Annotated in this window: 16 protein-coding genes; 10 read left to right on the top strand and 6 right to left on the bottom strand. The window is 66.8% G+C overall.

Annotation, left to right across the window (positions count from 1 at the left end; genetic code table 11):
- Window positions 1–81: 81 nt before the first annotated feature.
- On the top strand, window positions 82–963 hold the full coding sequence (locus V5G24_RS08055; RefSeq protein WP_394084732.1) for an NmrA family NAD(P)-binding protein: 882 nt from the start codon (window positions 82–84) through the stop codon (window positions 961–963).
- 35 nt (window positions 964–998) lie between these two features.
- The gene (locus V5G24_RS08050; protein ID WP_394084731.1) at window positions 999–1,829 is read left to right on the top strand and encodes an aldo/keto reductase; all 831 of its coding nucleotides are present in this window, start codon (window positions 999–1,001) and stop codon (window positions 1,827–1,829) included.
- A gap of 473 nt (window positions 1,830–2,302) precedes the next feature.
- Here the strand turns inward: V5G24_RS08050 and V5G24_RS08045 are convergent, their stop codons facing one another.
- From V5G24_RS08045 to V5G24_RS08030, 4 genes are all read right to left on the bottom strand, one after another.
- A complete protein-coding gene (locus V5G24_RS08045; RefSeq protein ID WP_394084730.1) occupies window positions 2,303–3,814 on the bottom strand; it encodes a tripartite tricarboxylate transporter permease in 1,512 nt (503 codons plus the stop codon).
- 9 nt (window positions 3,815–3,823) lie between these two features.
- On the bottom strand, window positions 3,824–4,309 hold the full coding sequence (locus V5G24_RS08040) for a tripartite tricarboxylate transporter TctB family protein (RefSeq protein WP_394084729.1): 486 nt from the start codon (window positions 4,307–4,309) through the stop codon (window positions 3,824–3,826).
- A gap of 201 nt (window positions 4,310–4,510) precedes the next feature.
- Entirely contained in the window at window positions 4,511–5,497 is a 987-nt protein-coding gene (locus V5G24_RS08035) for a tripartite tricarboxylate transporter substrate binding protein (protein ID WP_394084728.1), read from the bottom strand.
- A 300-nt stretch (window positions 5,498–5,797) separates the two neighbouring features.
- The gene (locus tag V5G24_RS08030) at window positions 5,798–6,661 is read right to left on the bottom strand and encodes a GntR family transcriptional regulator (protein WP_394084727.1); all 864 of its coding nucleotides are present in this window, start codon (window positions 6,659–6,661) and stop codon (window positions 5,798–5,800) included.
- A gap of 95 nt (window positions 6,662–6,756) precedes the next feature.
- On the opposite strand from V5G24_RS08030, the gene V5G24_RS08025 reads away from it, so the two are divergent.
- The 7 genes from V5G24_RS08025 to V5G24_RS07995 all read left to right on the top strand — a co-directional run bounded on the left by V5G24_RS08025 (window position 6,757) and on the right by V5G24_RS07995 (window position 21,003).
- Window positions 6,757–8,172: an NAD(P)H-dependent oxidoreductase gene (locus V5G24_RS08025; RefSeq protein WP_394084726.1), complete on the top strand. Its 1,416-nt coding sequence runs from the start codon at window positions 6,757–6,759 to the stop codon at window positions 8,170–8,172.
- A gap of 68 nt (window positions 8,173–8,240) precedes the next feature.
- Entirely contained in the window at window positions 8,241–9,113 is an 873-nt protein-coding gene (locus V5G24_RS08020) for a beta-keto acid cleavage family enzyme (RefSeq protein WP_394084725.1), read from the top strand.
- 43 nt (window positions 9,114–9,156) lie between these two features.
- Window positions 9,157–9,933, top strand: a complete 777-nt coding sequence (locus V5G24_RS08015; RefSeq protein WP_394084724.1) for an SDR family NAD(P)-dependent oxidoreductase — start codon at window positions 9,157–9,159, stop codon at window positions 9,931–9,933.
- Window positions 9,934–10,043: 110 nt separating this feature from the next.
- Window positions 10,044–10,265: a hypothetical protein gene (locus tag V5G24_RS08010; RefSeq protein WP_509292297.1), complete on the top strand. Its 222-nt coding sequence runs from the start codon at window positions 10,044–10,046 to the stop codon at window positions 10,263–10,265.
- Window positions 10,266–10,803: 538 nt separating this feature from the next.
- Window positions 10,804–19,191, top strand: coding sequence for a hypothetical protein (locus V5G24_RS08005; RefSeq protein WP_394084722.1), 8,388 nt, complete (start codon window positions 10,804–10,806; stop codon window positions 19,189–19,191).
- 126 nt (window positions 19,192–19,317) lie between these two features.
- Window positions 19,318–20,163 carry a universal stress protein gene (locus tag V5G24_RS08000; protein WP_394084721.1) on the top strand — a complete coding sequence of 282 codons (846 nt, stop codon included), beginning with the start codon at window positions 19,318–19,320 and terminating at the stop codon, window positions 20,161–20,163.
- A gap of 516 nt (window positions 20,164–20,679) precedes the next feature.
- Complete coding sequence (locus V5G24_RS07995) at window positions 20,680–21,003, top strand: twin-arginine translocation signal domain-containing protein (protein WP_394084720.1); 324 nt, start codon at window positions 20,680–20,682, stop codon at window positions 21,001–21,003.
- Window positions 21,004–21,084: 81 nt separating this feature from the next.
- On the opposite strand, the gene V5G24_RS07990 is transcribed toward V5G24_RS07995, so the two are convergent.
- Both V5G24_RS07990 and V5G24_RS07985 read right to left on the bottom strand, forming a co-directional pair.
- Window positions 21,085–21,642 (bottom strand): DUF1269 domain-containing protein, encoded by a 558-nt coding sequence (locus V5G24_RS07990; RefSeq protein WP_394084719.1) that lies wholly within the window; start codon window positions 21,640–21,642, stop codon window positions 21,085–21,087.
- Window positions 21,643–21,930: 288 nt separating this feature from the next.
- Window positions 21,931–23,343: an NUDIX hydrolase gene (locus V5G24_RS07985; RefSeq protein ID WP_394084718.1), complete on the bottom strand. Its 1,413-nt coding sequence runs from the start codon at window positions 23,341–23,343 to the stop codon at window positions 21,931–21,933.
- 169 nt (window positions 23,344–23,512) lie between these two features.
- Here V5G24_RS07985 and egtB point away from each other — a divergent pair, with 169 nt between their 5' ends.
- Window positions 23,513–24,775 carry an ergothioneine biosynthesis protein EgtB gene (gene egtB / locus V5G24_RS07980; protein ID WP_394084717.1) on the top strand — a complete coding sequence of 421 codons (1,263 nt, stop codon included), beginning with the start codon at window positions 23,513–23,515 and terminating at the stop codon, window positions 24,773–24,775.
- The last annotated feature ends 10 nt before the right edge of the window (window positions 24,776–24,785 follow it).

The following is a 24,785-nucleotide window of genomic DNA, read 5'->3' as shown; positions in this document are numbered from 1 at the left end:
GTCTCCATCACGGAACGCGCGGCGGATCGGGCCCTGCATGCCTGAGCCGAGCGATCCCATAAGCTACGCTGGAGACCCACCATGTATGCCATCACCGGAATCACCGGCAAGGTCGGCAGCGCGCTTGCGCGCAGCCTGCTCGCCGCGAACCTGCCCGTGCGGGCCGTGCTGCGCGATGCGGCCAAGGCGGCCGAGTGGCGCGCCAGAGGCTGCGACGTCGCCATCGCCGAGATGGATGATGCGGCAAGCCTTGCCGCATCATTCAGGGACGCCGAGGGCGTGTTCATCCTGCCGCCATCCGAATTCGATCCGGAGCCGGGCTTTCCGGAAGCCCGCCGCGTCATCGACGCCGTGACGAAGGCGCTCAGCGACGCGCATCCGGCCAAGGTCGTGTGCCTGTCCACCATCGGCGCCGACGCCCCGCACGAGAACCTGCTGACCCAGCGCACGCTGCTGGAGCAGGCGGTGGGCGGGCTCGGCCTGCCGGTCACCTTCCTTCGGCCCGGCTGGTTCATGGAGAATGCGCAATGGGATGTTCCCGCCGCGCGCGATGAAGGCGTGCTGCGCAGCTTCCTGCAGCCCGCCGACAAGTCCTTCCCCATGGTCGCGACGCAGGATGTCGGCCACACCGCCGCCGCGCTGCTGTGCGAGGACTGGAGCGGAACGCGGATCGTCGAGCTGGAAGGTCCGGCCCGCGTTTCGCCGAACGCCATCGCCCGCGCCTTCGCCGCAGCGCTGGGGCACCCGGTTTCGGTCGAGATCGTGCCGCGCGAGACATGGGAGGTTTTGTTTCGGGCGCAGGGCAGCCGCAACCCGCTGCCGCGCATCCGCATGATCGACGGCTTCAATGAAGGCTGGATCGATTTTGCTAATGAGGGCCGCGCGGCGCGGAAGGGGGTCACAACAATTGAGAGCGTCATCGCCGATCTGGTGAAGGCCAGTGGCGGCAAGGCTGTGGCATAAGCCGCCGCCTCCACATGCCAGACAAGGAGAAGATCATGGAAACCATTGCTATTCAGGGCGTTGCGATCCCCCGTCTCGGCTTCGGCACGTTCCGCATGCCCGGCGCCGATGCCCAGCCCGTCGTCGAAAGCGCGCTCGCGCTCGGCTACCGGCATATCGACACGGCGGCGATGTATGAGAACGAGGCCGCCGTCGGCGCCGCACTCTCGGCGTCCGGCGTTGCCCGGGACGAATTGTTCGTCACCACCAAAGTCTGGCACGACCAGCTTGCGCCGGATGCGCTCCACCGGGCCTTCGACACCAGCTTGCGCAAGCTCGGCCTCGATCATGTGGACCTCTACATGATCCACTGGCCCGCGCCGGACATGGACATGGCGGCGACTCTGGAGGCGCTCATGTCGCTGCGCCAGCGCGGCCTGACCCGGGCGATCGGCGTGTGCAATTTCAATATGCCGATGCTTCGCCGTGCCCTGGAAGAGATCGGCGCGCCGATCGCGAGCGTCCAGCTCGAGTATCACCCGTTCCTCTCGCAGGCGCCGATGCTGGCCTATCTGCGGGAGAAGGGCATTCCGCTGACCGCCTATGCCCCGCTCGCGCAGGGACGGGCGGCGAACGACCCGACCCTTGCCGCGCTCGGCGCCAAGCATGGCTGCAGCGCCGCGCAGATAGCTGTCGCCTGGCTGCTGGACCAGCCGGGCGTCGCGGTGATCCCCAAGGCCGCCCGTCCCGAGAGCCAGAGGGCCAATCTCGACGCGCGCGCGATCCGCCTCGACGACGAGGACCGGGCGGCCATCGCCGCGCTCCCAAAGGACCAACGCTTCGTGCGCCCGCCCTTCGCGCCGGATTGGGACGCGGCGGCCGCGTAGCCAATCGACGGACGGGGAGCGCCAGAAACAGACCCTGGCTCGGTTAGGAGATCCGGACCTTCAGCGAGCGGCTACCGACCGAACGCTAAGTGTTCACTGAGCTTCCCAGGGAGATCGCCCCCCGTTCCATACGGTCTCCGCGCTGTTTACCTGGCTGACCGAGGCGGCCATCGGCACGGCGGTCTCCTTCCTGACCCATTTTCATCGGACGCAAAATCCTCAAGGTGTCCGGAGCGAGTAAACCGGATACGGAGCCAGCCTGAGGCGTTTCCTGCGCCTCCTCCAACGCGGGATCAACGTGCCTGGGCGCGCGGAACCCGCAGCGGGCTGCCGGCCCGCCACGGGCCTTAATCGAACGCACCAAAGTCGTGAGCACATGCACCTGCAGGTTTGCATTGAAGCTGCCGCAGGGACTTCCACATGGAACCGTTGGGTGATGGAGAAGCTCCCCGGCCGCCCCCCGGATCAAACACTTAGCCCATCTGCGGCACCGCTTTGCGACGCAGCCGCGCGACGAGATCCGAGATGGGTCCCCACAACAACAGCGCGAAGGCAAGGAGGATGAGGCTCGTCACAAGGCCGTTGGCAAAGAAGACGTTGAGATCCCCCTCTGAACCGATGAGGGCCTGGCGCGCGGCCTCTTCGGTCCGGTCACCCAGCACCAGGGCCAGCACCAGGGGCGCCATCGGATAATCCAGCTTCTTGAAGACATAGCCCACCACGCCGAAGGCCAGCATCAACCAGACGTCGAAGATGGAATTGGAGATCGTGTAGGCGCCGATGGCACAGATGATGAGGATGATCGGCGCGACCAGCGTGAACGGCACGCGCATGATCGCCGCAAACAAAGGCACGGTTGCAAGCACGATGATGAGCCCGGCAATATTGCCGAGATACATGGAGGCGATCAGCCCCCAGACGAATTCCTTATGCTCGACAAACAGAAGCGGGCCCGGCTGAAGCCCCCAGATCAGCAATCCCCCCAGCAGAACGGCGGCGGTGGCCGAGCCGGGGATGCCGAGGGCCAGCATGGGCAGCAGGGCCGAGGTTCCGGCGGCGTGGGCCGCCGTCTCGGGGCCGAGGACGCCTTCGATCTCGCCTTTGCCGAAATTATGCCCGCGCTTGGAAAAACGCTTGGCGAGCCCATAGCCCATGAAGGATGCGGCGACCGCGCCGCCTGGGGTCACGCCCATCCACATGCCGACGATGGCGGAGCGCACCAGCGTGCCCCAATAGCGGGGCAATCCGGCCCAGGTCCGCAGCACCACCTTCAGGTCGATGTCGGCCCGCTTGCCCTTGAACTGCAATCCCTCCTCCACCGTGAGAAGGATTTCGCCGACGCCGAACAATCCGATGACCACAACAAGGAAGTCGAAGCCGTGCATCAGCGCGGTGACGCCGAAGGTGAGGCGAATATCGCCGGAAACGGTGTCGACGCCGCAGGCAGCAAGCAGGAAGCCGAGGCACAAGGCGGCGACGATCTTTGCCCTGTGCTCCTTGCCCATGCCGACGAACGAACAAAAGGTCAGCAGAAAGACTGCAAAGAACTCCGCTGGTCCGAACCTGAGCGCGAATTGCGCGACCAAGGGCGCCACGAAGGTGATGAGGATGACGCCCGAAAGGGCGCCGAAGAAGGATGCGGTGAAGGCCGCGGTCAGCGCTTCGCCGGCCCGCCCCTGCACCGCCATGGGATAGCCGTCGAACGTGGTGGCCACCGACCAGGATTCACCTGGAATATTGAACAGGATCGAGGTGATGGCGCCACCGAACAACGCGCCCCAGTAGATGGACGACAGCAGAATGATGGCCGAGGTGGGATTCATGCCGAACGTCAGCGGCAGCAGGATCGCCACGCCATTCGGGCCACCCAGACCGGGCAGCACGCCGACGACAATTCCGAGCAGCACGCCAACCCCCATGAAGAGGATATTGTGCCAGGAGAGGGCGAGCTCGAAGCCTGCGAAGAGCGAAGAAAGATCGGCCATCCTTGGACCTCAATAACCGAGGAACGCTTCAAGCGGCCCTTTTGGGAGGGAGACGAGGAACTGGATTTCGAACACCCAGAAGCAGATGACCGGAACCAGGATGGCCGTCGCCAGAATGGAGAAGACATTCCGCGATCCGGCGACCAGCATGAAGCAGACGATGAACAGCGCCGACGAGACGTAGATCCCGATCGGCTTGATCAAGGCGACGTAGACGAGCAATGGCAGGAAGACGCGAGCAACCAGGGACAATTGCACCCAGGTCACAAAGATTTCAGGTGGGCGCCGAAACGCATCCACCAGGATGAAGGCGGAGCTGGCGAGGAAAATCCAGCCCACGCGGGCGGGAAAATAGCCGTTCTCCGGGCCCATATCCCACCCTGCCCCGCGACCATAGGAGTCAAAAAGCACGAGAACGGCGATGGCGATCAGGATTGCGGCGACCACATATTCCGCGGCGCGACGGGAAATTCCGCGCTCGTCCGCCGGGGCCACGGACTCGAGGTCCGTGGGCCCCTGGTTGGAGACGGTCTCCTCGGGAATACTAGGCATGGATGTCTCCTAAGATGATCGCGCCCAAGGGTTCCGGCGAACGCGAAGAGCGGACCGCACCGCGTCCTTCGATCGGCCGGCGCGGGCCGATCGCCCCGTGGCGCCATCTGGTGCCCTCTTGGTGCCGCGCATTGGCGCTCCGCATCAGTTGGCGATGCGGAATCCGGCCTTCGCCACCAAATCCTGATGCTTCTGATCGTCCGCCTTCAGGAACTCCAGGAACGCGGCACCTGTGCGGAAGTCCGGCACCAATGCATTCTGGGTGACGTAATCCTTCCACTCCTGACTTTCGGATACCTTCTTGAACATGTCGACATAGAAGGCGACCTGCTCGGGTGTCACATCCTTCGGCAGGAAGATGCCCCGCAGCATCTGGTAGGTGACATTCAACCCCAATTGAGGACAGGTGGGGATATCCGCCCACGACATGGTGGCGGTCACTTTGGCTTCATAGGGCAGGCGCGTCGACGAGAAGACGCAAAGCGGCCGGGTGAGACCGCCCCGCCAGTTCGCGACATCCTCGGAGGGATTGTTGAAATTGGCTTCGATATGTCCGCCCGCAAGCTGCGTGGACGCGGCACCACCGCCCGCATAGGGGATGTAATTGAGCTTGATGCCGGCGGCCTGCTCCATGGCGATCGCCAGCAGATGGTCCTCGCGCTTCGAGCCGGCGCCGCCCACCTTCAGGGCAGGCTTCGCATCCTTTGCCGCTGCGATGAAGTCAGCGGGGGTCTTGTAGGGGGACTTTTCACCCACCCACAACAGGAAGGCATCCTGCGCCATCAAGGCCACCGGCGTGAAGTCGCGCCAACTGACTTGCAGCTTCGTCGTGAGTGGAATGAGATAAATGCCGGACCAGCCCGCCATCAGCTTGTAGGCGTCGCCGGAGGATCCTTGCAGCTCAAGCATCGCTTCGCCGCCCGCCGCTGCGGGCTTGTTGACGACGACGACCGGCTGCGAGGTCAGGGCATGCTTTTGAATAATGCCCTGGATCACGCGCACCATCTGGTCGGATGCGCCGCCGGCGGCGAAGGGCACCAGGAACTCGACGGGCTTGGTCGGCTCCCAGGCGGAAGCTGCGCTGGCAGTGGCAAGCGACAGAGCCGCAGCAATCAACAATTGCGTCTTCAAGATCGATCCTCCCACGCGCTCTGGATGGCGCTTTTGGCAAGTTTATAGCCAGGAATGCTTTTGAATGCAATTTATATTGTCAAATCATGAGAGGGGCACGACATTCCGGCGACACACACTCAACATATTGAAATTATTTATTTTATTTGACGCGCTCTTTTACCTCACAAAATAGCGTCACGGCGATATAATCGTTTTGAATGCAATATTTGCCGTTCCGGAAGGCGACCGAACCTCGGCGCCTGCGCCGAAAAAAGCCGAAGCGAACCGCCCCGCGACGACCCGCATTCCGTTTCGCCTTCAGACCGATTCCGGGGGAGCTTTTTTCCTGCTGGCGGCTGCGCGCTTTCCTGCCTGGGGGCCCTTCGCGCCGGCGGCACTTTGCGCCGTGGGCAGCCGCTCGGCCTCCAGCACTTCCCTGGTCTTGCGCCATCCGTTGAGGTGATGGACCCGCAGCAGTTCGCGCAGCAACGCCCCCTCGCGATTGCGGATCGCGCCCAGGATCTGCTCATGCTCGCTCACAGCGGTCGCCCAGCGCGCGGCATTGCGATTGCCCGCCAGTCGATAGCGGCCGATTCGCGCGCATTCCGCCTTATAGATGCGTGAGAGCGGCGCGTTTCCCGCACAATCGACGATCTTCTGGTGGATCGACTGATTCAGATGGAAATATCCCATCAGATCGCCCCGTCGATGACAGTCCATCATCTTGAGATGATCATTCTCGATGGACATGAATTGCGCTGGCGTCACCTGCGCGCACGCCGGCTCGGACGCCACACCCTCAAGGCCGATGAGCACGGTCATCACCGCCTCGACGTCGCTCGGCGTCAGTTGCGTGACCACCGCGCCGCGATTGGGAACGATGCTGACCAGCCCCTCCGCCTCCAGAATCTTGAAGGCTTCTCGCAATGGCGTGCGGCCGACGCCCATCTGTTCGATGATGGTGCGCTCCGCGATCCGGCTGCCGGCCGCCAGCTCGCCGGCGACGATCAGGTCGCGAATCCGCTCCACCACGGCCAAGGCCCGCTGGCCGCGCGGGCCGATTTCAGCTTCTGCCAAAAGGGTCGAAATCGTCGCCTCCTCGTTTGCATGCAAAAGGTTTGATTTTTGCGTCTCATGATTTCGATTTGACATGTAAGACTCTTTATCGCATGCAATCTTCATTAAGAGAATGATCGACCGGCGCCCCTCTTCCTAATCGCGCGGGTCGGGGCTCGCCCGCAGCGCCGGGCCAGCACGGAGAGGATACGGCCAACGCGATGAACTACCATCGTTATTTCCCGTCCACCAAAGCGGTCGAAACCTGCATCGTCGGCACGGGTGGCTTTGGTCGCAGTTTTCTCGCACAGGGGCTGCATGTCCCGCTGATGAACGTGCGGGTCGCCGTCGATCTCGATGCCGATGCCGTTGCCCGAGCGATGCGGGACATCGGCATCGCGCCCGAGCGGATTCGTGTCTGCACCAATCCGCAGGAGGCGGCGAAGGCCTGGGCGGCCGGCGACTTCATCGCCGCAGCCGATCTCGGCGTGGTGATAAACCTGCCGTTCGACGTGTTGGTCGAGGCGACCGGGCATCCCGAAGGCGGCGCGCGCCATGCGCGCATGGCCGTGGAGGCAGGCAAGCATCTCGCCCTTGTCTCCAAGGAAGTGGACAGCGTCGTCGGCAGCGGCCTCGCGCATATGGCGGCGCAGCGCGGGCGGGTGGTCACCCCCGTGGACGGCGACCAGCCGAGCCTGCTCATCGGCCATGTCAGCTGGGCCCAGACGATCGGTTTCGAGATCGTCGCGGTGGGCAAGTCCAGCGAATACGACTTCGTGTTCGATCCCGCGGCGAAAACCCTCACCAGCAATGGCGTGACCATTCCGGCGCCTGACTTCGCGCAGGCCTGGGATCGCGGGGACCGCAGCGCTGCGGAGATCGCCAAGCTTCGGTCGCGCCTCGCCAGCGCCCTGCCGCAGCGGGCGGTGCCGGATCTGTGTGAACTCCTGATCGTCGGCAATGCCACCGGCTTCGCGCCGGACGTGGCAAATCTCCACGCGCCCATCGCCCGCATCAGCGAAGTGCCCGATATCCTGTGCGGGAAAGACGATGGCGGCCTGCTGGCCGGTCGCGGCTGTCTCGACGTCTTTCATTGCCTGCGCCGGCCGGAAGAGATCAGCTTCGCCGGCGGCGTCTTCGTCATCGTGCGATGCGACGACAAGGTCAGCTGGGAAATGCTCGCGGAAAAAGGCCATGTGGTCAGCCGCGACTTGAAGAATGCGCTGCTTTACCTGCCGCGGCACCTGCTGGGCCTGGAGGCGACCACGAGCATCTTGGAGGCCGCCCTTCTCGGCGCCTCATCGGGCGGGCTTTCCCCGCGCCCCCATCTCGATCTGATCGCCCGCGCGGACCGCGATTTGCCGGCGGGAACCCTGCTCGACATGGGCGGCCACCATCACAATATCGACGGCGTCGCGGCCGAGCTGGTTCCCGCTTCGGCCTTGGGCGCGGGCCGGCCTGCGCCCTTCTATCTCGCCGCGAACCGGCGCCTCGTCAGACCCGTCGCCAAGGGCGAGACCGTGGATTTCGATCATCTGGTCATCGAGCCGGACTCCGAGCTGCTCGCGTTGCGGCGGATTCAGGACGACATTTTCTTCAGCGAATCCAAGGCGGAAAATCTGGTGGAAGCGTCCTGAGGCGCTCCATCGGCGCTCGCCGGTCATAGTTGTTGCGTGCTTCAAAAAAAGTCCAAGGGAGATCTGCCGTGGGGCGTCCATTGATCATCGAGGTTCGGGTCAACGAATATGCGATGCGCCATTCCAACCCCAACGTGCCCTGGACACCGGACGAAATCTCGCGCGATTGCAAGGAGATCCGGGAAGCGGGTGCCGCCATCGTGCATTTCCATGCGCGCCAGGAAGATGGGTCTCCGGCCTTCGACGCGGAAAGCTACGCCGCATCCATCCGCAAGATCCGCGCAGGTTCCGATATCCTGATCGCGCCGACCATGGGCCAGATCCATGTGAGCGGCGATGCCACGCGCTTCCAGCATTATGTCGCATTGGAGAAGATGGGCCTGAAGCCGGACTTCGTTCCCATCGACACCGGCACCACGAATATCGACCGCTTCGATTTTTCGACCAATACGTTCGACACCAAGCACAAGGTTTACCTCAACACCACCGAGACGGTGGAGCGGTTTATCGGCTGGACCCATGATCTCGGCATGCGCGAGCAATTGTTCGCCTGGACCGTTCCCATGCTGCGCACCGGCCAGGCGCTCTATCGCATGGGCCTGTTGAAGTCGCCGGTGCACCAGACCTTCCTGCTCACGGAAGGCGGCATCCTCGGCGGACATCCGGGCACGGTCGCCGGCCTCAAGCCGTTCATCGAGCTGCTGGATCCGGCGGTGCCCATGGTCTGGTCGGTCGGCTGCAAGGAAGGCGACCTGCTCGGCCTCGTGCCCTACATCCTCGAGAATGGCGGGCACATCTCCATCGGCCTCGGCGATTACGGCTATCGCGAGCTCGGCACGCCCCGCAACGTGGACTTGGTGCGAAAGGTGGTCGAGCTGGCGCGCCAATATGATCGCACCCCCGTTACCCCCGACGGCGTGAAGGAATTGCTCGGCATGTGACCGCAGCCGTCCCCCGTCCGCTCCCACCCCTGCCGGAGGCCCCATGATTTCGACCATTGATCCGAAGGACCTGACCGTCTTCGTCACCGGCGCAACCGCCGGTTTCGGGGCGGCGCTGTGCCGCCAATTTCACGCCGCGGGCGCACGGGTGATCGGCGTCGGCCGCCGCCTTCAGCGCCTTGAGGCTCTGAAGGCGGAACTCGGCGCGCGCTGCCATGTCGCCGAGCTGGACGTCACCGACCGCGACGGCGTTTTCCGCACCATCGAAAGCTTGCCCGCCCCGTTCGACAAGCCGAATGTCTGCGTGGTCAACGCCGGCCTTGCGTTGGGGTCCGCGCGCGCCCAGGACGCAGACATCATGGCCTGGGAGCAGATGGTCTCCACCAATATCAACGGGGCCCTGAACACGGTGCGTGCGGTGCTGCCCGGCATGGTGCAGCGTGACGAAGGCCATATCGTTCTGCTGGGCTCGGTGGTCGGCGATTATCCCGGACCGACAACGAACGTCTACGGCGCGACCAAAGCCTTCGTGAAGCAGTTCGGCCTCAGTCTGCGCGCCGACCTGCTGGGCACGCAGGTGCGCGTGACCAATATCGAGCCCGGCATGTCGGAGACCGAGTTTTCCCTGGTCCGCTCGGGCGGCGATGCGGAGAAAGCTGCGGCGTTGTACAAAGGTGTCACGGCCATGTCGGCCGAGGATATCGCCGAAACCATCTTCTGGTCCTGCACCCTGCCGCGCCATCTGAATGTGAATCGTCTTCAGATCATGCCCGTGCAGCAGGCCTTCGGACCGTTCGCGATCTCCCGCCGAGAGGCGTGAAAAAGACAAGCGGAAGCGTGTGCCAAACAAGCCCGGCGCCAGGAACGGGCGGGCGCGATGACCTTGCCGCTTTTCCCGTCCGGTTCGGGAGAGCGTGCGAGGGGTGTTGTGTGGCCTCAGGCAGCCACGGTTTCCACTATGCATGGTGCGGCCGCGAGGTGGCGATCGCCACTGGCGACGGGTATGTTTTCAAAGGGGGTGGCACCAAGCGCGGATCATTTGTGTTCGCAGAGCATCCTGGCAGCGCCGATTTTCGCGCCTTCGTCGCGGACCATCCGACGCTGTTGCATCCCTGCGAGGACATCCACGCCTTGATCGCGCGCGCCGCATGATGTCTTGCGAGCGCGCGGCCCGCCGCGAACGCCACGGCGCCTGATCCCGCCGCCGCGTCAGAGCCACATCAGCGCCGCCCGGAGGCCGCGGTGTGCTTGCCGGTTCTCAAGTTCTATTCGCGCCCCCACCCTTGTGGCCGCCATGCGCGCGATAGTGAGGCCGAGGCCGCTGCCGGACGCGCGGGGCATAACTCGGGAACATGGCCGAAACGCCGACATAAGGCGAGCCGTCCGCGACCGTGCCGCCGTTCAGGTGATAGCTCGCGCAATTGAGCAGCTCGCCCACGCTCTTCGGCAGCAAGGTGTGAGTCTCGATGTTGAGGCGCATGCCACGGACCAACTGGCCGGTTTCGGCGACCAGACGAAGGGATGGGTGTCGAGGAATACGAAGTTCCAAAGCCGAGAGACCAGCGCTGGTTGCGCGCACCCACCGCCCGGTCTTCTTCCGCCCCCGTGACGGGGCGCCAAAGCCCTGCTATTCAAGGCTAAGCTTCCGCCGCCGGTGGTGTGTGGAAGGGGGGTCTTTCGGGGGCGAGAGATGGATTTGCCAATTTGGGTTCGGGCCGGCGAAGAGCGGTCCGCGCAGGCGTCGCGTTTTCTGGCATCCACCTCATTGGCATCGGTCTGTCTCGGCGGCTCGCTTGCGCTTCTGCTCTCCGCGAGCGGTGCGGCGGCGCAAGGCTTCAACTGCGTCGCCACTTCCTGCACCACCGACAATGCCACTTGGTACACGGCCAACAGCAACGGCACGCAGGGCACGAACTCGTCGGACAATGATTATCCCGGCGGACCGGGCAATCCTGGCGTCCTGGCCGAGATCGGCAATGCCTCGGTCACCGCGATCGCCATCTACGCCACCTCGATCGGCGGCCTGGGTGGCAGCGGCGCCGAGGCCGGTTCTGACGGCGATCATTTCCTGAATGGCCCCTCCAACGGCGGGGCGGGCGGCGCCGGGAACGTCGCCGACGCGACCAATAGCGGCATCATTTCGATTCCGGCGGGCGCTGCGACGGTGCGCTCGGCGGTCAATGCCATCGCCTCCGGCGGGGACGGTGGCGCAAGTCAAGGTGGATCGGGCTCGAACGGCGGTTCGGACGGCGGCTCCGGCGGCATTGGCGGCACCGCGACCGCCTTCAACAGCGGAAATCTGACCCTGGTGTCCAATAGCGCCAGCGGCCTCGTTTCCGTCGCCAATGGCGGCAAGGGCGCGATGGGCGGCGATGGCGGCTTCGCCTCCGGCGCGGGCAATGGTGGCGGCGGCGGCAATGGCGGAACGGCGAACGCCACCAATACCGCGAACGCCACCATCAGCACCTCCGGTTCGGATGCCGCGGCGATGCTCCTTTATGCGCTCGGCGGAGACGGCGCCAAGGGCGAGAATCCAGGCAATTCCTATGGCGCCGGCAGCGCCGGCAGCGGCGGCAAGGGCGGCACCATCGTCGCCGCCAACGACGGAATGCTGATCACCTCCGGCAATAGTTCCGCCGGCATATGGGCCGACGCCAGCGGCGGCAAGGGCGGAGCGGGCGGCGATGATGAAGGGTCCGGCTCCGCCGGAGGGGCGGGCGGGATCGGCGGCGCCGTCACGCTGACCAATTCCGGCGCCATCACCACCAGCGGGGACACGTCCTACGGTGTCGGCGCTGCCGCGACCGGCGGCCATGGCGGACACGGCGGCTTCGGCGACAGCGGACACGATTCCATGGGCTCCAGCGGCGGCGCCGGGCTCACGGGCGGCAGTGCGAGCGTCAGCACCACGGCCACATCCGCCATCGTGACGACCGGCGCCTCGTCCATCGGCCTTTATGCCCAGGCGAACGGCGGGGCGGGCGGCAATGGCGGCGGCAATGAAGCGGGGGTCGACTCACCGGGCGCCGGCGGGATCGGTGGAAACGCCGGAATGGCGGGCGTGAACGCGCTCGGCACGGTGGCAACGTCCGGAGCCCATGCCCCGGCCATCGCGGTCTATGCCCAAGGCGGCGACGGCGGCACCAGCGGCGCGGAGACCAGCGGCGGCGCGGGCGGCAAAGGCGGAACGGCGAGCGCGACGGTCAATCTCTCGGCCAATGCCAATGGCGCGCCGACCGCCTCCGGCACCGCCTCGGAAGGACTTCTGCTGAAGGCGAGCGGCGGCGCGGGCGGCGCGGCGGATACCGGCGGCATCGGCGGCAACGGTGGATCGGCGACGGCGGTGGTCACCGGCACGCTCTCCACCACCGGCGACACCGCCTCGGCGGCGGTCCGTGCGGTGGCGGACGGCGGCGCAGGCGGCGCCAGCACCGCCTCCCGCGCGGACGACGCCTTCCAGATCAGCGCCGGTGGAGGCACATTCATCTACTGGAATGGCCCCGTTCACATCGACACCGCGGGCTCGGGCAGCCTCCTCCTCATCGGCACGCCGTCCCTCACACTCTCGCCGCCGCTCGCGACCCCCCTTGTCGCCAGCACCCTTATGACCGCCTCCACGACCATCGCCATTACGACCAACCCCCCTCACACCATCATAATCGACGCCAGCCCGGGGAACGGCGCCCTCGGCGGAACCGGCGGCAGCGCCAGCGTCACCCTCGGCACCGCCCAAGGCGGGATCGCCCTGCTCTCCACCACCGGCGCCTCCTCCCCGGCCGCCGCCGCGACGAGCAACGGCGGGGCCGGCGCGGCGGCCGCGCCCGGCGACAATTTCGGCGATGGCGGCAGCGGCGGAGTGGGCGGCGGCGGCGGTTCCTCCACCCTGCTCGCCTATGCCGGAAGCACGCTGAAGACCGCGGGCGACAAATCGGCGGGGCTCCATGGGGCGAGCGACGGCGGGGCGGGTGGCCAGGGCGGCAGCTTTTCCAGCGGCGGCACGGGCGGCACCGGCGGCACCACGCAAGTCACCAACGCCGCGACGATCATCACCACCGGACAATCGAGCGAGGGCATTCGCGCCACCGCCAATGGCGGGGACGGCGGCAGCAATCCGCACCCGGATTCGAGCAATCTTCAGGGCTATGGCGGCGATGGCGGCGGGGGCGGATCGGTCACCCTCACCAATAGCGGCACAATCCTCACCTCCGGGGCCGATTCCCACGGCATTCTGGCGATGGCGAACGGCGGCAAGGAGGGCACGGGCGCGCTGGGCAAGGGTGCCGTGGGCGACGGCGGCTCGGTCACGCTCACCACCACCGCTTCCTCGGTGATCACCACCCAGGGCGCGGGGGCAAGCGCGATCTGGGCGGACGCCTCGGGCGGCACCGGCGGATCGGTCACCGTCACGGCCGGCGGCGTCCTTTCCACAACCAATGCCAATGCTCCGGCGCTGCGCGCCACCAGCTTCGGCGGCGACGCCAATAGCGTCGGCCTCAGCGGGGCGGGCGGAACGGTCAGCGTCACCGCCGATCTCGCCCTGCCCACGAGCGGCGCCACCACGGCGGGGCCAAGCTCCACCGGCCTGCTGCTCTTGTCCACCGGCGGCGCGGGGCGCGGCAATCATGCGGGCGGCTCGGGCGGCCCGGCGACGCTCAACCTCACCGGAAACGTGGTGACCGGCACGAGCCTCGCCGGCGCGGACTATTCGTTCTCACCGGCGGCCTGGGTCGCCAGCACCGGCGGCGCGGGTGGATCGGCGGCGGACGGCACCGGCGCCAATGGCGGGGCCGGTGGCGGGGGGGTCCCCGCCATACTGAAATTCGCCAACAGCTCCGGCGTGGCGGCCCAGGCGGTCACCTATGGCACCAGTTCGACCGGGCTCGGCGTCATCACCCAGGGCGGCACGGGCGGCAACGGCGCCTATGCCAATGCCGGGGACGCGGACGGCGGAGGGGGCGGAGCCGGCGGCAACGCAGGAAACAGCGAGCTGACCACCTATGTCGGCACCTCCGTGACCACCTACGGGGCCACCTCTTCCGGCCTCGTCGCGCTCAGCGTCGGCGGCAATGCGGGCACAGGTTCCGGCCAGAACGGCACCGTCGGCAATGCCGGCGACGGCGGCCAGGGCGGCAATGGCGGCACGGTGTACGTCAGCAATGCCGCCGCCATCACCACCTATGGCACCTCCTCCTACGGCATTTATGCCGCCGCGCTGGGCGGCAATGGCGGCGCAGGCGGGCTCTCCTCCGAGACCTTTGATTCCGATGGCGGCTCGGGCGGAGATGGCGGCTCGGGCGGCTCCCTCTCCGTGGACTTCGCGGTGACGGTGACGAGTTCCGGCACCATCACAACCAGCGGCACCGGCGGCTATGGCATTTACGGCGTCAGCCAGGGCGGCAGCGGCGGCGCCGGCGGGGCGGCCAACGGCCATGTCTATGAGCAAGGCGGCAATGCCGGAAACGGCGGCGCGGGCGCCGGCATTTCGCTGACCAATACGGGCATCATCACCACCTCGGGCGACCAGGGCTACGGCATGTTCGGCCAGTCCATCGGCGGCGGCGGGGATTCCGGCGGCGCGGTGAACGGGCTCGGGCCGATCTCCATCACGGTGGGCGGAAACGGCAGCGGCGGCGGCGCGGGTGGCGGGCTGAACCTGCTGAATTCCGGCCTCATCGCCACCACCAATGATTCCGCCATCGGCATCTATGCATTGAGCGTCGGCGGCGCCGGCGGGGCGGGCGGCACGGTGGGTACCACTTCGGCCAGCTTCGTGGTGCCCAGCGTCGCGGTGGCGCTCGGCGGCGGCGGCGGCTTCGGCGGCAATGGCGGCGCCATAGAGGTGATCAATGCCGCGACCATCACCACCCAGGGCCTGGACGCGGCGGGCATCGCAGCGCTCAGCATCGGCGGCGGCGGCGGATCCGGCGGCAATGCGAATTCCAGCTCCTACAGCCTCGGCTATGGCGAAATCCCGAACATCGGCGTCACCATCGGCATCGGCGGTTCGGGCGCCTATGGCGGCAACGGCGGCCAAGTCACGGTCGGCAACCTCAATTTCATCAGCACCCAGAGCGACCAGGCCTATGCCATCCTCGCCCAGTCCGTGGGCGGAGGCGGCGGCAATGGCGGCAATGCGGCGACGTCCACCTATACCTACGGCTCCTCGCTCGTGCTCGCCCTCTCGGTGGCGGTGGGCGGCGGCGGGGGTGGCGGCGGCATCGGCGAGAGCGTGAGCGTCTCGAATAATCCCAACGCCACGCTGAGCACCGCGGGCTTCGCGGCGGACGCCATCTATGCCGCCAGCATCGGCGGCGGCGGCGGCAATGGCGGCACCGGCACGGCGGCGACTTCGGTGAGCCTGCCCTGGTCCTGGTCGGGCCAGCAGGCCGGCGTCGATCTCAGCACCAGCATCATTCCGTTCTCGTTCAACGAATCCTTCGCCGCCTCCATCGGCGTGGGCGGAACCGGTGGTTCGGGCAATACCGGCGGCGCGGTCAACGTCACCAACAACGGCTTCATCACCACCTCGGGCGTGGATGCACGCGGCATCTTCGCCCAGTCGGTGGGCGGAGGCGGTGGCACGGCGGCGGCGGGCCAGGCGGCCGGGACCGATGATTACCAGCTCAACCTCTCGGTGGGCGGCAAGGGCGGGAGCGGCGGCGACGGCGGCGCGGTGACGGTGGCCAACAGCGCCGGCGCCAGCATCTCCACCACCGCCGACGGCGCCCACGGCATAGAGGCGCAATCGGTGGGCGGCGGCGGCGGCAGCGGCGGCACCGCTTCGTCCGACCCCGCGGGCGCGCTCGCCGGCGTGCTCGCCGACACCATCGAATCCGAGCTGAAGGCGATCCTCGCCGCCAAGCTCCCCCAATATGCCGCGTCCGAGGCCCTCAAGCTGTCGTTTCCGACCACCGAGGCGAATATTGCCGTCGGCGGCGCGGGCGGGGCGGCCGGCAACGGTGAAGACGTCACGGTCACCAATGCCGGCAGCATCACCACCCTGGGCGATGCCGCGTTCGGCATCTTCGCCCAATCCGTGGGCGGCGGCGGCGGCAATGGCGGGGGCGCCACGCTCTCCGGCAGCAATGTCATCAATGTGAATGTCGGGGTCGGCGGCGCCGGCGGCGCGGCGGGCACCGGCAATCTCGTGACCGTGGGCAACACGTCGCTCATCAGCACCCAGGGCGATTCCGCCTTCGGCATCCTCGCCCAGAGCGTGGGCGGCGGCGGCGGGGTCGGCGGGCTGGCGGTGGATTCCACCAGCCTTTCGCTCACTGCCTCCATCACGGTAGGCGGCTCCACGGCCGCGAACGCCAATAATAACAACGCCCAGCAAGGCGCCACCGGCGGTGCCGACACGGTTCAGATCACCAATTCCGGCACCATCAAGACGGCGGGCAGCGAAGCCCATGCCATCGTCGGACAGGCGATCGGCGGCGGCGGCGGCGTGTTCATCGTCAATCCCGAACAGGCCGGCCTGAACGGCCCGACCAATGCCGAAATCGCATCGCTCGAGAACCAGATCGTCCAAGGCCTCTTGGGCCTCGGGGTCGATCTCAACGCCATCGCCGCCGCCTATGCGCAGCAATTATATGCCGCGAACGGCACGCTTGCCCTCACCATCGGCGGCTCCGCGCTGACCAGCGGCGGCGGCGGCACGGTGAACATCACCCACACCGGCACCGTCACCACCACCGGCGACAATGCGTTCGGCATCCTGGCCCAATCCATCGGCGGCGGCGGCGGCTTTGCCACCGATGGCGCGGGCCCGACCATGCCGGTCACCGTCACGGGCGGCGTCGGCGGCAGCGGGGCCGGCGCGGGCGGCAATGTAAACATCCTGCTCGGCGGCGGCAGCAGCATCAGCACCACGGGCACCGGCGCGATCGGCATCTTCGCCCAATCCATCGGCGGCGGCGGCGGCTATAGCGGCGCCATGAACACGACGGGCATGAGCGTGCTGCCGCCGAGCGCAGACCCGGACGTCAATATGCTTGCCGGCGTCGTGAGCATCGCCATGGCGCCGAACACGCAGGGCGGCGCGCTGATCTCCACCACGGGGGCCAATGCGCACGGCATCGTCGCACAGAGCCTCAGCGGAGGCGGCGGCGCCATCGGCTCGACCCAGGGCATCGCGCTTCCGCCCGCGACCGGCCCCCTGCGTGGCGCTTACGGCTTGTTCGGCGGCGGCGGTGTGAACATCGACGTGACCGGCACCATCTCCGCCACCGGCGCAGGGGCCGCCGGCATCTTCGCGCAAAGCGGTTTCCAGGCCACGAATGGCGCCATCATCGGCGGCGGCGGCACGATCAATGTGAATTTCACCGGCACCTTGGTCGGCGGCAGCGGCTCCGGCGCGGCCTTGGTGCTCCAAGGCGGGAATATTTACAATACCGTCACGTTCGGCGCGGGCAGCAAGGTGAGCGCCCTTTCCGGCACCGCGATCATCGGAACGTATGAAGGCTTCACCATCACCAATGCCGGCACCCTCTCGGGCAATGTGGACCTGACGCAGGCCCTGGCCAGCACGTTCCAGAATGTGGCCGGGGCGCATTTCAATCCCGGCCCGCTGGTCGGGCTCGGCACCAGCACCACGTTCGAGGACGTCCCCTATGGCGGGTCATTGACCAATGCCGGGACGCTGAACCCCGGCGGCCGCAATGTGGAGCTTTCCACCATGCTGCAGGGAAACTTCACCCAGAGCACAGGCGGCGTTCTCGGCATCGACATCAATGCCGCCGTCAATGCCGGACAGACCAACGACGTGCTGAACGTCTCCGGCACCACGACCCTCGGTGGCAGCGTGCAGCCGTTGGTCGGCGCGAACCTGCTGCCGCTCACCTACACCATCCTCTCCAGCACCGGCGCGATGACCGGCAGCGCGCAGGTGATCCAGCCCTCCGCCCTGGGCGTCATCAGCTTCGGCCTGGACCAGCAGGACAATACCCTGCTGCTGACCCCGACGGCCAATTTCACCCCGTCGAACGTCTCCCTCACCGCCAATGAGGCGGCGATGGCGCAATCGCTCCAGCAGTCCTGGAACGCGACCTCCACCGGCCTGTCCTCGGTGTTCGCCAGCCTCGCCAATGTGCAGACGGCGGCCGGCTACGAGCGCGCCTTGCAGAATCTTTCCGGCGATCAGATGCAGGCCGCCGCCGTGAACCAGACCCGCGGCGCGCGCGCGTCTCTGAATGCGGCCCTGAGCTGCCCGGTTTTCTCCGGCACCGGAACCCTGCTGGCGGAGACCGACTGCACCTGGGCGCGCGTGATCGGCAGCCGCGCCGAGCAATATGCCGATAGCAACGGCAGCGGCTTCACGCTCGACGCCCTCACCTATCGCATCGGCACCCAGAAGGAAGTGATCACCGACTGGTTCGTGGGCGCCACGGTGGGCTATTCGGACACCTCTCTCACCACCAATAACGGCTTCGGCTCCTCGGATGGCGAGGGTGCAGACGGCGCGCTCTCGGTGAAGCACCAGGTGGGGCCGTGGCTGTTCTCGCTCGCCGGGCATGCCGGTTTCGGCAGCTATGACAACACCCGCAACATCTTCCTTGGCGGCAATCGCTGGATCGCCGAAGGCAGCGCCAGCGTGTTCACCGCCGGCGCGCGAGCCCGCGCCTCCTATGAGCTGGCGTTCGCCAATTGGTATCTGCGGCCCTATGCCGATCTCGACCTGCTCTACACCTATATGCCCGGCTATTCGGAAACCCAGGCCGGGCCGCTGAACCTCTCCATCTCCTCGCTGAAGGAATGGACGCTCGCCTTCAGCCCGGCGGTGGAGCTCGGCGCCCGCGTCGACCTCAGCCCGGACTATTGGCTGCGGCCCTATGGCAGCGTCGGCGTGACCTTCCTGTCCAACGACAGCCTGGCTTTCCAGAGTCGCCTTGCGGGCGCCGCGCCCTCCGTGCCCAGCTTCACCAATTCCGTGCCCCTGCCCGCGACGCTTTTGGACGTGACCGCCGGACTCCAGCTGGTGAACGCCAAGGGCTATGAGGTGCGGGCCGAATACAAGGCGCAGACTGGCAATGATTTCCTCGCCCAGGAGCTCAGCGCCCGCCTCTCGGTGCCGTTCTGACAGGCGGCAGCGCCCACGCCGGAGCCGGTGGAAAGCGCGGCCACAGGCTTTTGACTTGAATCATTCAGGCATGCGCGTCAAATGCCGTAGCGTAAGAATATAATGAATACAGTGAGGAGCAACGCCGTGACCTCTGTCTCAGATTTCAAGAGCATCCTCGTCGGCATCACGGAGGAAGGCACGGATCGCGCCAGCTCCGCATTGGCCTACGGCCTCTCCTTCGCCCAGGCGGCGGGGGCGCATATCACGGTGCAGGCGGCGGCGCTGAAGGTCAGCGTGCCACGCAGCGCCCTCGGTCATTTCGCCTCGGAACTCGCCGGCTCGGAAAACCGCCGGGTGCGCGAAGCAGCGGTCGCGACCTTGGAGCGCGCACGCGGCGCGGCCGATGCCTCGGGCCTCACCTGCTCGATCGAAAACCTGCAATTACCCCTCGCGGACCTGCTGGACGCTTTCGTCGGCCAGGCGCGCGTGCATGACATAACCGTGCTGGAAACCACGCCCGAGCCGATGGAAATTGGCCGCGACATCATCGAAAACGTGGTCACTCGCGGCGGTCGCCCGGTGCTGGCCGTGCCGCCGGGCTTCACCACCTTCCGCGCCGAGCGCATCGTGATCGCCTGGGACGGCAGCGAGCGCGCGGCCCGCGCGGTCGCCTTCGCCCTGCCGCTGCTGAAGGCCGCGCAGGAGGTGGAAATCCTCTGCATCAAGGGCGAGAAGGATCTGGCCCACGCCATCCCCGGCGCCGAGCTGGCGCCGAACCTCGCGCGACACGGCGTGAAGGTGAGCGTGAACGACATCAGCGTGCGCGATGGCGATGCGGCCGAGACGCTGCGCGGGCAAGCGGGCCTGTTCCGCGCCGATATGGTGGTGATGGGCGCGTTCGTGCACTCGCGGCTTCAGCAATGGGTGCTCGGCGGCTTCACCCGCGCCTTGATCGAGCGTTCGCCGGTGCCGCTGTTCCTGGCGCATTGAGCCTGGCGCAGGGAACTTGGCGCACTGAACTTGGTGCACTGAACTGGGCGCAGGGAGCTTGGCATTGAGCCCGGTCTCTGCGCGTGGACCCACTGACCGGCGCGCCCTGCGCCGGCTTTTCAAGGCCCGCGTCGTCGGCCCGGTGTCGATGGCCGGGACACGCCCGGCCCTGACGAACGAAGGACGAGGAAGCGAAAGACGGCGGAAGAGGGATGCACCTGCTTTCAGGAGATCCCCGGTAAATGTCGGCTGAACAGCTCGCGTGGAGGCTGACGCCGGTACCCCCAAGCCGTTGTCCACAAACAAGGTTAACGCAATCTTCAGCGACGCCTTGCAGCTGCCGTCGCGACTTCAAAGACTTAGGGCGCAGCGCCCATGCTGGAAGAGGTAAGGTGGCCTCCAAGACGGCGCGATCCCGCGCAAAAACGCCATAAGGCTCTGCCACACACGCCGCCTGCCGCCAGGGGGAATGCCTGATTCCGCCCGGTGCGCCGGACGTATTCAAGGATATCTCCCATGATCTCTCGACGGTCCCTTCTCGGCGGTCTGCTCACCGCCGGCATCGCCGCCGCCGCGCCCATTGCCGCGTCGAGCCAGGCCGATGCCCAGATCTTCATTCAGCCGCCGCCGCCGCCGCTGCGCATCGAGCGCCGCCCGCCCCCGCCCCGTCCGGGCTGGGTCTGGGTGTCCGGCTTCTGGACCTGGGATCCGCGCCGCCGCCGCTATGTTTGGGTGCCCGGCCGCTGGGTCGCCGGCCGGCCCGGCTTCCGCTATCGCGATGGCACCTGGGTGCGCCGGGGCAATACCTGGGTCTATCGTCCCGGCGGCTGGTGGCGCTGAGCGCATCGCCCGACATGAAAAAGGGACCGTTCGCCGGGCGGCGGACGGTCCCCTTATTTTAAGTGCGACGGCGCGAAATGCTCAGGCGGTCGGCGCGGCCGGGGCTTCGCCGACGGCCGGCGCCGGGGCGGGCTCGCCGGTGACCTCGCACGCCGCATGGGCGGCGAGCGCGTCGCGCAGCGCATTTTCCTTGGTATGGTCAAAAGACGTGCTCATCACCGTGCCACCGACGCCGCGCAGGTCTTCCAGCACCTTGTCGGTGGTCATCTTGCGGATCAGCAGGAACAGGCCGGCGGTGCCGGGCTGCAGCGCGCCGGCCGCATCCTTCACGAACTGGTCGTTGATGCCGACATCGGTCAGCGCGCCACCGAGCGCGCCCGAGGCCGCGCCGATGGCCGTGCCCACCAGCGGCATCATGAAGATGAAGCCGATCAGCGTGCCCCACAGAGCGCCCGACATGGCGCCGGTGGCCGTGGTGTTGATCAGCTGGTGCAGCTTGATGTGGCCGTTCTCATCCTTGACGGCGATGACCGCATCGCCGAGCTCGATGAGATATTCCTTCTGCATGCCCAGGATCTTGTCGCGAACCTCGACGGCCCGCTGTTCCGTGGGGAAGGCGATGAAGACAAGATCGCTCATGGCCGGTTTCCTTAAAGCTCGCTGCGATTAGGGGCCGCGCCCCTCTGGCACGGCGCGGCAGCTTCGGCCGCAGGCGCCGGCGGGATTTCGCCCCGCACGAAGCCCCCCGCGCACGGAAGCCGGGGCATGTGTGACATGGTTTCGTGTCATTTCAAACAGCGCAAGCGCAAGCGCAGCGATTGCGCGCGGCACACCCGAAGCCAGTCCCGCCGCAGGCGCCAGCATGACGCAAAGTAAGCCCGCACGGCCAGTATCGCCTAAGCCCGGCCCGTAGGCGTGGTGGCGCTCCTAAAGATCGGGCGCCATGCCGTCGCCGGGCCGCGTCGGGGAGCGATCACCCGCCGGACCCGCGCCCCCCGAGGTCTCCGCCAGCCCTGGTTTGCGCGCGGCTTTCTTGACGCTGGCCTTCTTGGCCCCCGCCTTTTTGGCCTCCGCCTTCTTGGCCTCCGCCTTCTTGGCCTCCGCCTTCTTGGCCCCCGCCTTCTTGGCCCCCGCCTTTTTGGTGTCGCGCTTCTCGCCATCGCGGTTCTCGCGACCGCGGTTCTCGCCCTCCGGTATCTTGCCCTCCGGTATCTTGCCATTGGACTGCTTGCCATTGGCCGGCCTGTCGCTGGCCGCCGTCGTGCCGTCGGCGTCCGGCAGCACCACGTGCGCGGGCGAGATCGAAGCAGAATCCACGCGCGCGCCGACAGCCGCCCACCGCTCTAGCGCAACGCCCCGCGCGCCCGTATCGTGCGCTTTCAGATTCTGCGCTTTTCCATCCCGCGCCTTGGCCGGCTGCTTCTTCGCCGGGGATTTCTCAGGCAAGGGTTTCTCAGGCAAGGGTTTTTCAAGCAAGGGTTTTTTGGGCGTCGACTTCTTGGCCCGCGACGTGTCCGTCCCGGCCTTTCCCGATACCCCAGCCAAGGCGCCCCCAGCAGGAGCGGCACCGCCTTCCCCATCCGAAACCGGTCCCTTCGCCGCGACCTGAAGCGGAATGCTCACCTTCTTCAGCGCGGCATTTTTCGCCTTGGCCTTTTTCGGCCCCGCCTCGCTGGGCTCCGCCTTCTTGGGCTCCGCCTTCTTGGCCTCCGCCTTCTTGGCCTCGGTTTTCTTGCCCACCGCCTTCCCTGTCGCCCCCTCAGCGACGGGCGCCAGCGCGATTTCAGCCGGGGCCGTTCCCTTCGCGGCCGCTTTCGGCTTGGCGGCGGTTTTCAGCTTGGCGGCGGCCTGGGCGGCGCGTTCCTCTTCCTGGGCGGCCATTTTCGCCGCGTGCCGCGCGGTGAGCGTGGCGGCGAACTGGAGGATAATCAGGGCGAGCCCCTCTTCCTGCACCGCGGCAGCGGCGCTCTCGGCACTGAACCAGAAGCCGACGCGTTCCAGCCGCTCCGGCCATTTTTTCACATAGCGCTTCACCTTCATGGGAAACACCATCACGTCGCACGGCACCGAGCGGGTGGGCGAGAGGCGCTTCTCATAGCTGTAGATGCCGGCCGCGGCAGGCGACATGGCGCCGATCAGCCCGGCTTCCTCATAGGCTTCGCGCGCCGCTGTCTGCGGCGGGGTCAGGCCCTTGATGGGCCAGCCCTTGGGCATCACCCAGCGGCGCGTCTCGCGCGACGTGATCAGGCGGATCTGCACTTCCCCATCCTGCCGCTGCCGGTACGGCAAGGCGGCATATTGCAGGCGGCGCAGCGAGGGTTTGTCGGACGTTATCGGCATTTTTTGAAATAGAATCTCCCTTGCTTCATTATGAAGCCAAGCCGCTGTCATAAGCGCACCGGCGACGAAAAAATTCCCGCCCCCCCTTTCGGAACCGGCGGGCGGACCCGACGTTGGACCCGATCAAGCTGCCGGTCAGGCATCACGCCGGCGGAAAATGGAGAAGCCCATGTCCTGGCCATCCCAGGCCGCGCCCGCCGCATCGCATGCCCGGACAGAAACTGCGGCAACGGCCCAGCGTTCCGGCCTGATCGCGGCCTATCGGTCCATACGCGGGGAAACCGAGCGGCGGTCCGCCCCCCTTTCCGCCGAGGACCAGATCCTCCAGTCCATGCCCGATGCCAGCCCCATCAAATGGCATCGCGCCCATACCACCTGGTTTTTCGAGCAATTCGTGCTGGGCGCGCATGCGCCGACCTATGTGCCGTTCGACGAGCGCTTCGCCTTCCTGTTCAATTCCTATTATGTCTCCGCCGGCCCGCGCCACGAGCGGCCCAAGCGCGGGCTGATCTCACGTCCGACCGCACAAGAGGTCGGCGCCTATCGCGCCCATGTGGACGCGGCGGTGATCGCGCTGCTGGAACAGGTGGAGGACGCCCGCCTCCCCGCCATCGCCGCCTTGATGGAGATCGGCTTCAACCATGAGCAGCAGCATCAGGAATTGATGCTGACCGACATTCTCCACGCCTTTTCCCAGAACCCCACCAACCCCGCCTTTGATCCCGCCTGGACCGCCCCGTCCACCGGGCCGGACGTGGGGGAGGATCCGCGCGAACAGGTGCTTTTGGCCGGCGGGATCTATCGCATCGGCCACGAGGGCACGGGCTTTTCCTTCGACAATGAGGGGCCCGCCCATCAGGTGCTGGTGCCACCGACGAAAATCGACCGGCATCTGGTCACCAATGGCGACTGGCTCGCCTTCATGGAAGCCGGCGGCTATGGCGACCCGCTGCTGTGGCTGTCGGAAGGCTTCGGCGCCGTCCAGGCCGGCGGCTGGGAGGCGCCGCTTTATTGGCGGCAGGTGGACGGGCATTGGTTCGCCCTCACCCTCGGCGGCCTTCGGCCAGTGGATCTCACCGCCCCGGTCTGCCACGTGAGCTATTACGAGGCCGACGCCTTCGCCCGCTTTGCCGGCAAATCCCTGCCGACGGAAGAGGCGTTCGAGGTGGCGGCCGGCAAGGGCCTCCTCGCCGATGCCTTCGGCGTGGTGTGGCAATGGACGCGCAGCTTCTATGGCGCCTATCCCGGCTATCGCGCCGCCCCTGGCGCGCTCGGCGAATATAATGGCAAGTTCATGATCAACCAGATGGTGCTGCGCGGCTCCTCACTCGCAACTCCGCAAGGGCATGAGCGCGCGACCTATCGCAATTTCTTCCATCCCCATCAGCGCTGGCAGTTCACCGGACTGCGCCTCGCCGACGAAGCGATCTGATCGAGGAGAC

Source organism: Roseixanthobacter finlandensis, assembly GCF_043195105.2.
Classification (GTDB): domain Bacteria; phylum Pseudomonadota; class Alphaproteobacteria; order Rhizobiales; family Xanthobacteraceae; genus NCEH01.
Note: the sequence above shows the minus strand (reverse complement) of the source record. Positions and strands in the feature narration are given on the sequence as shown.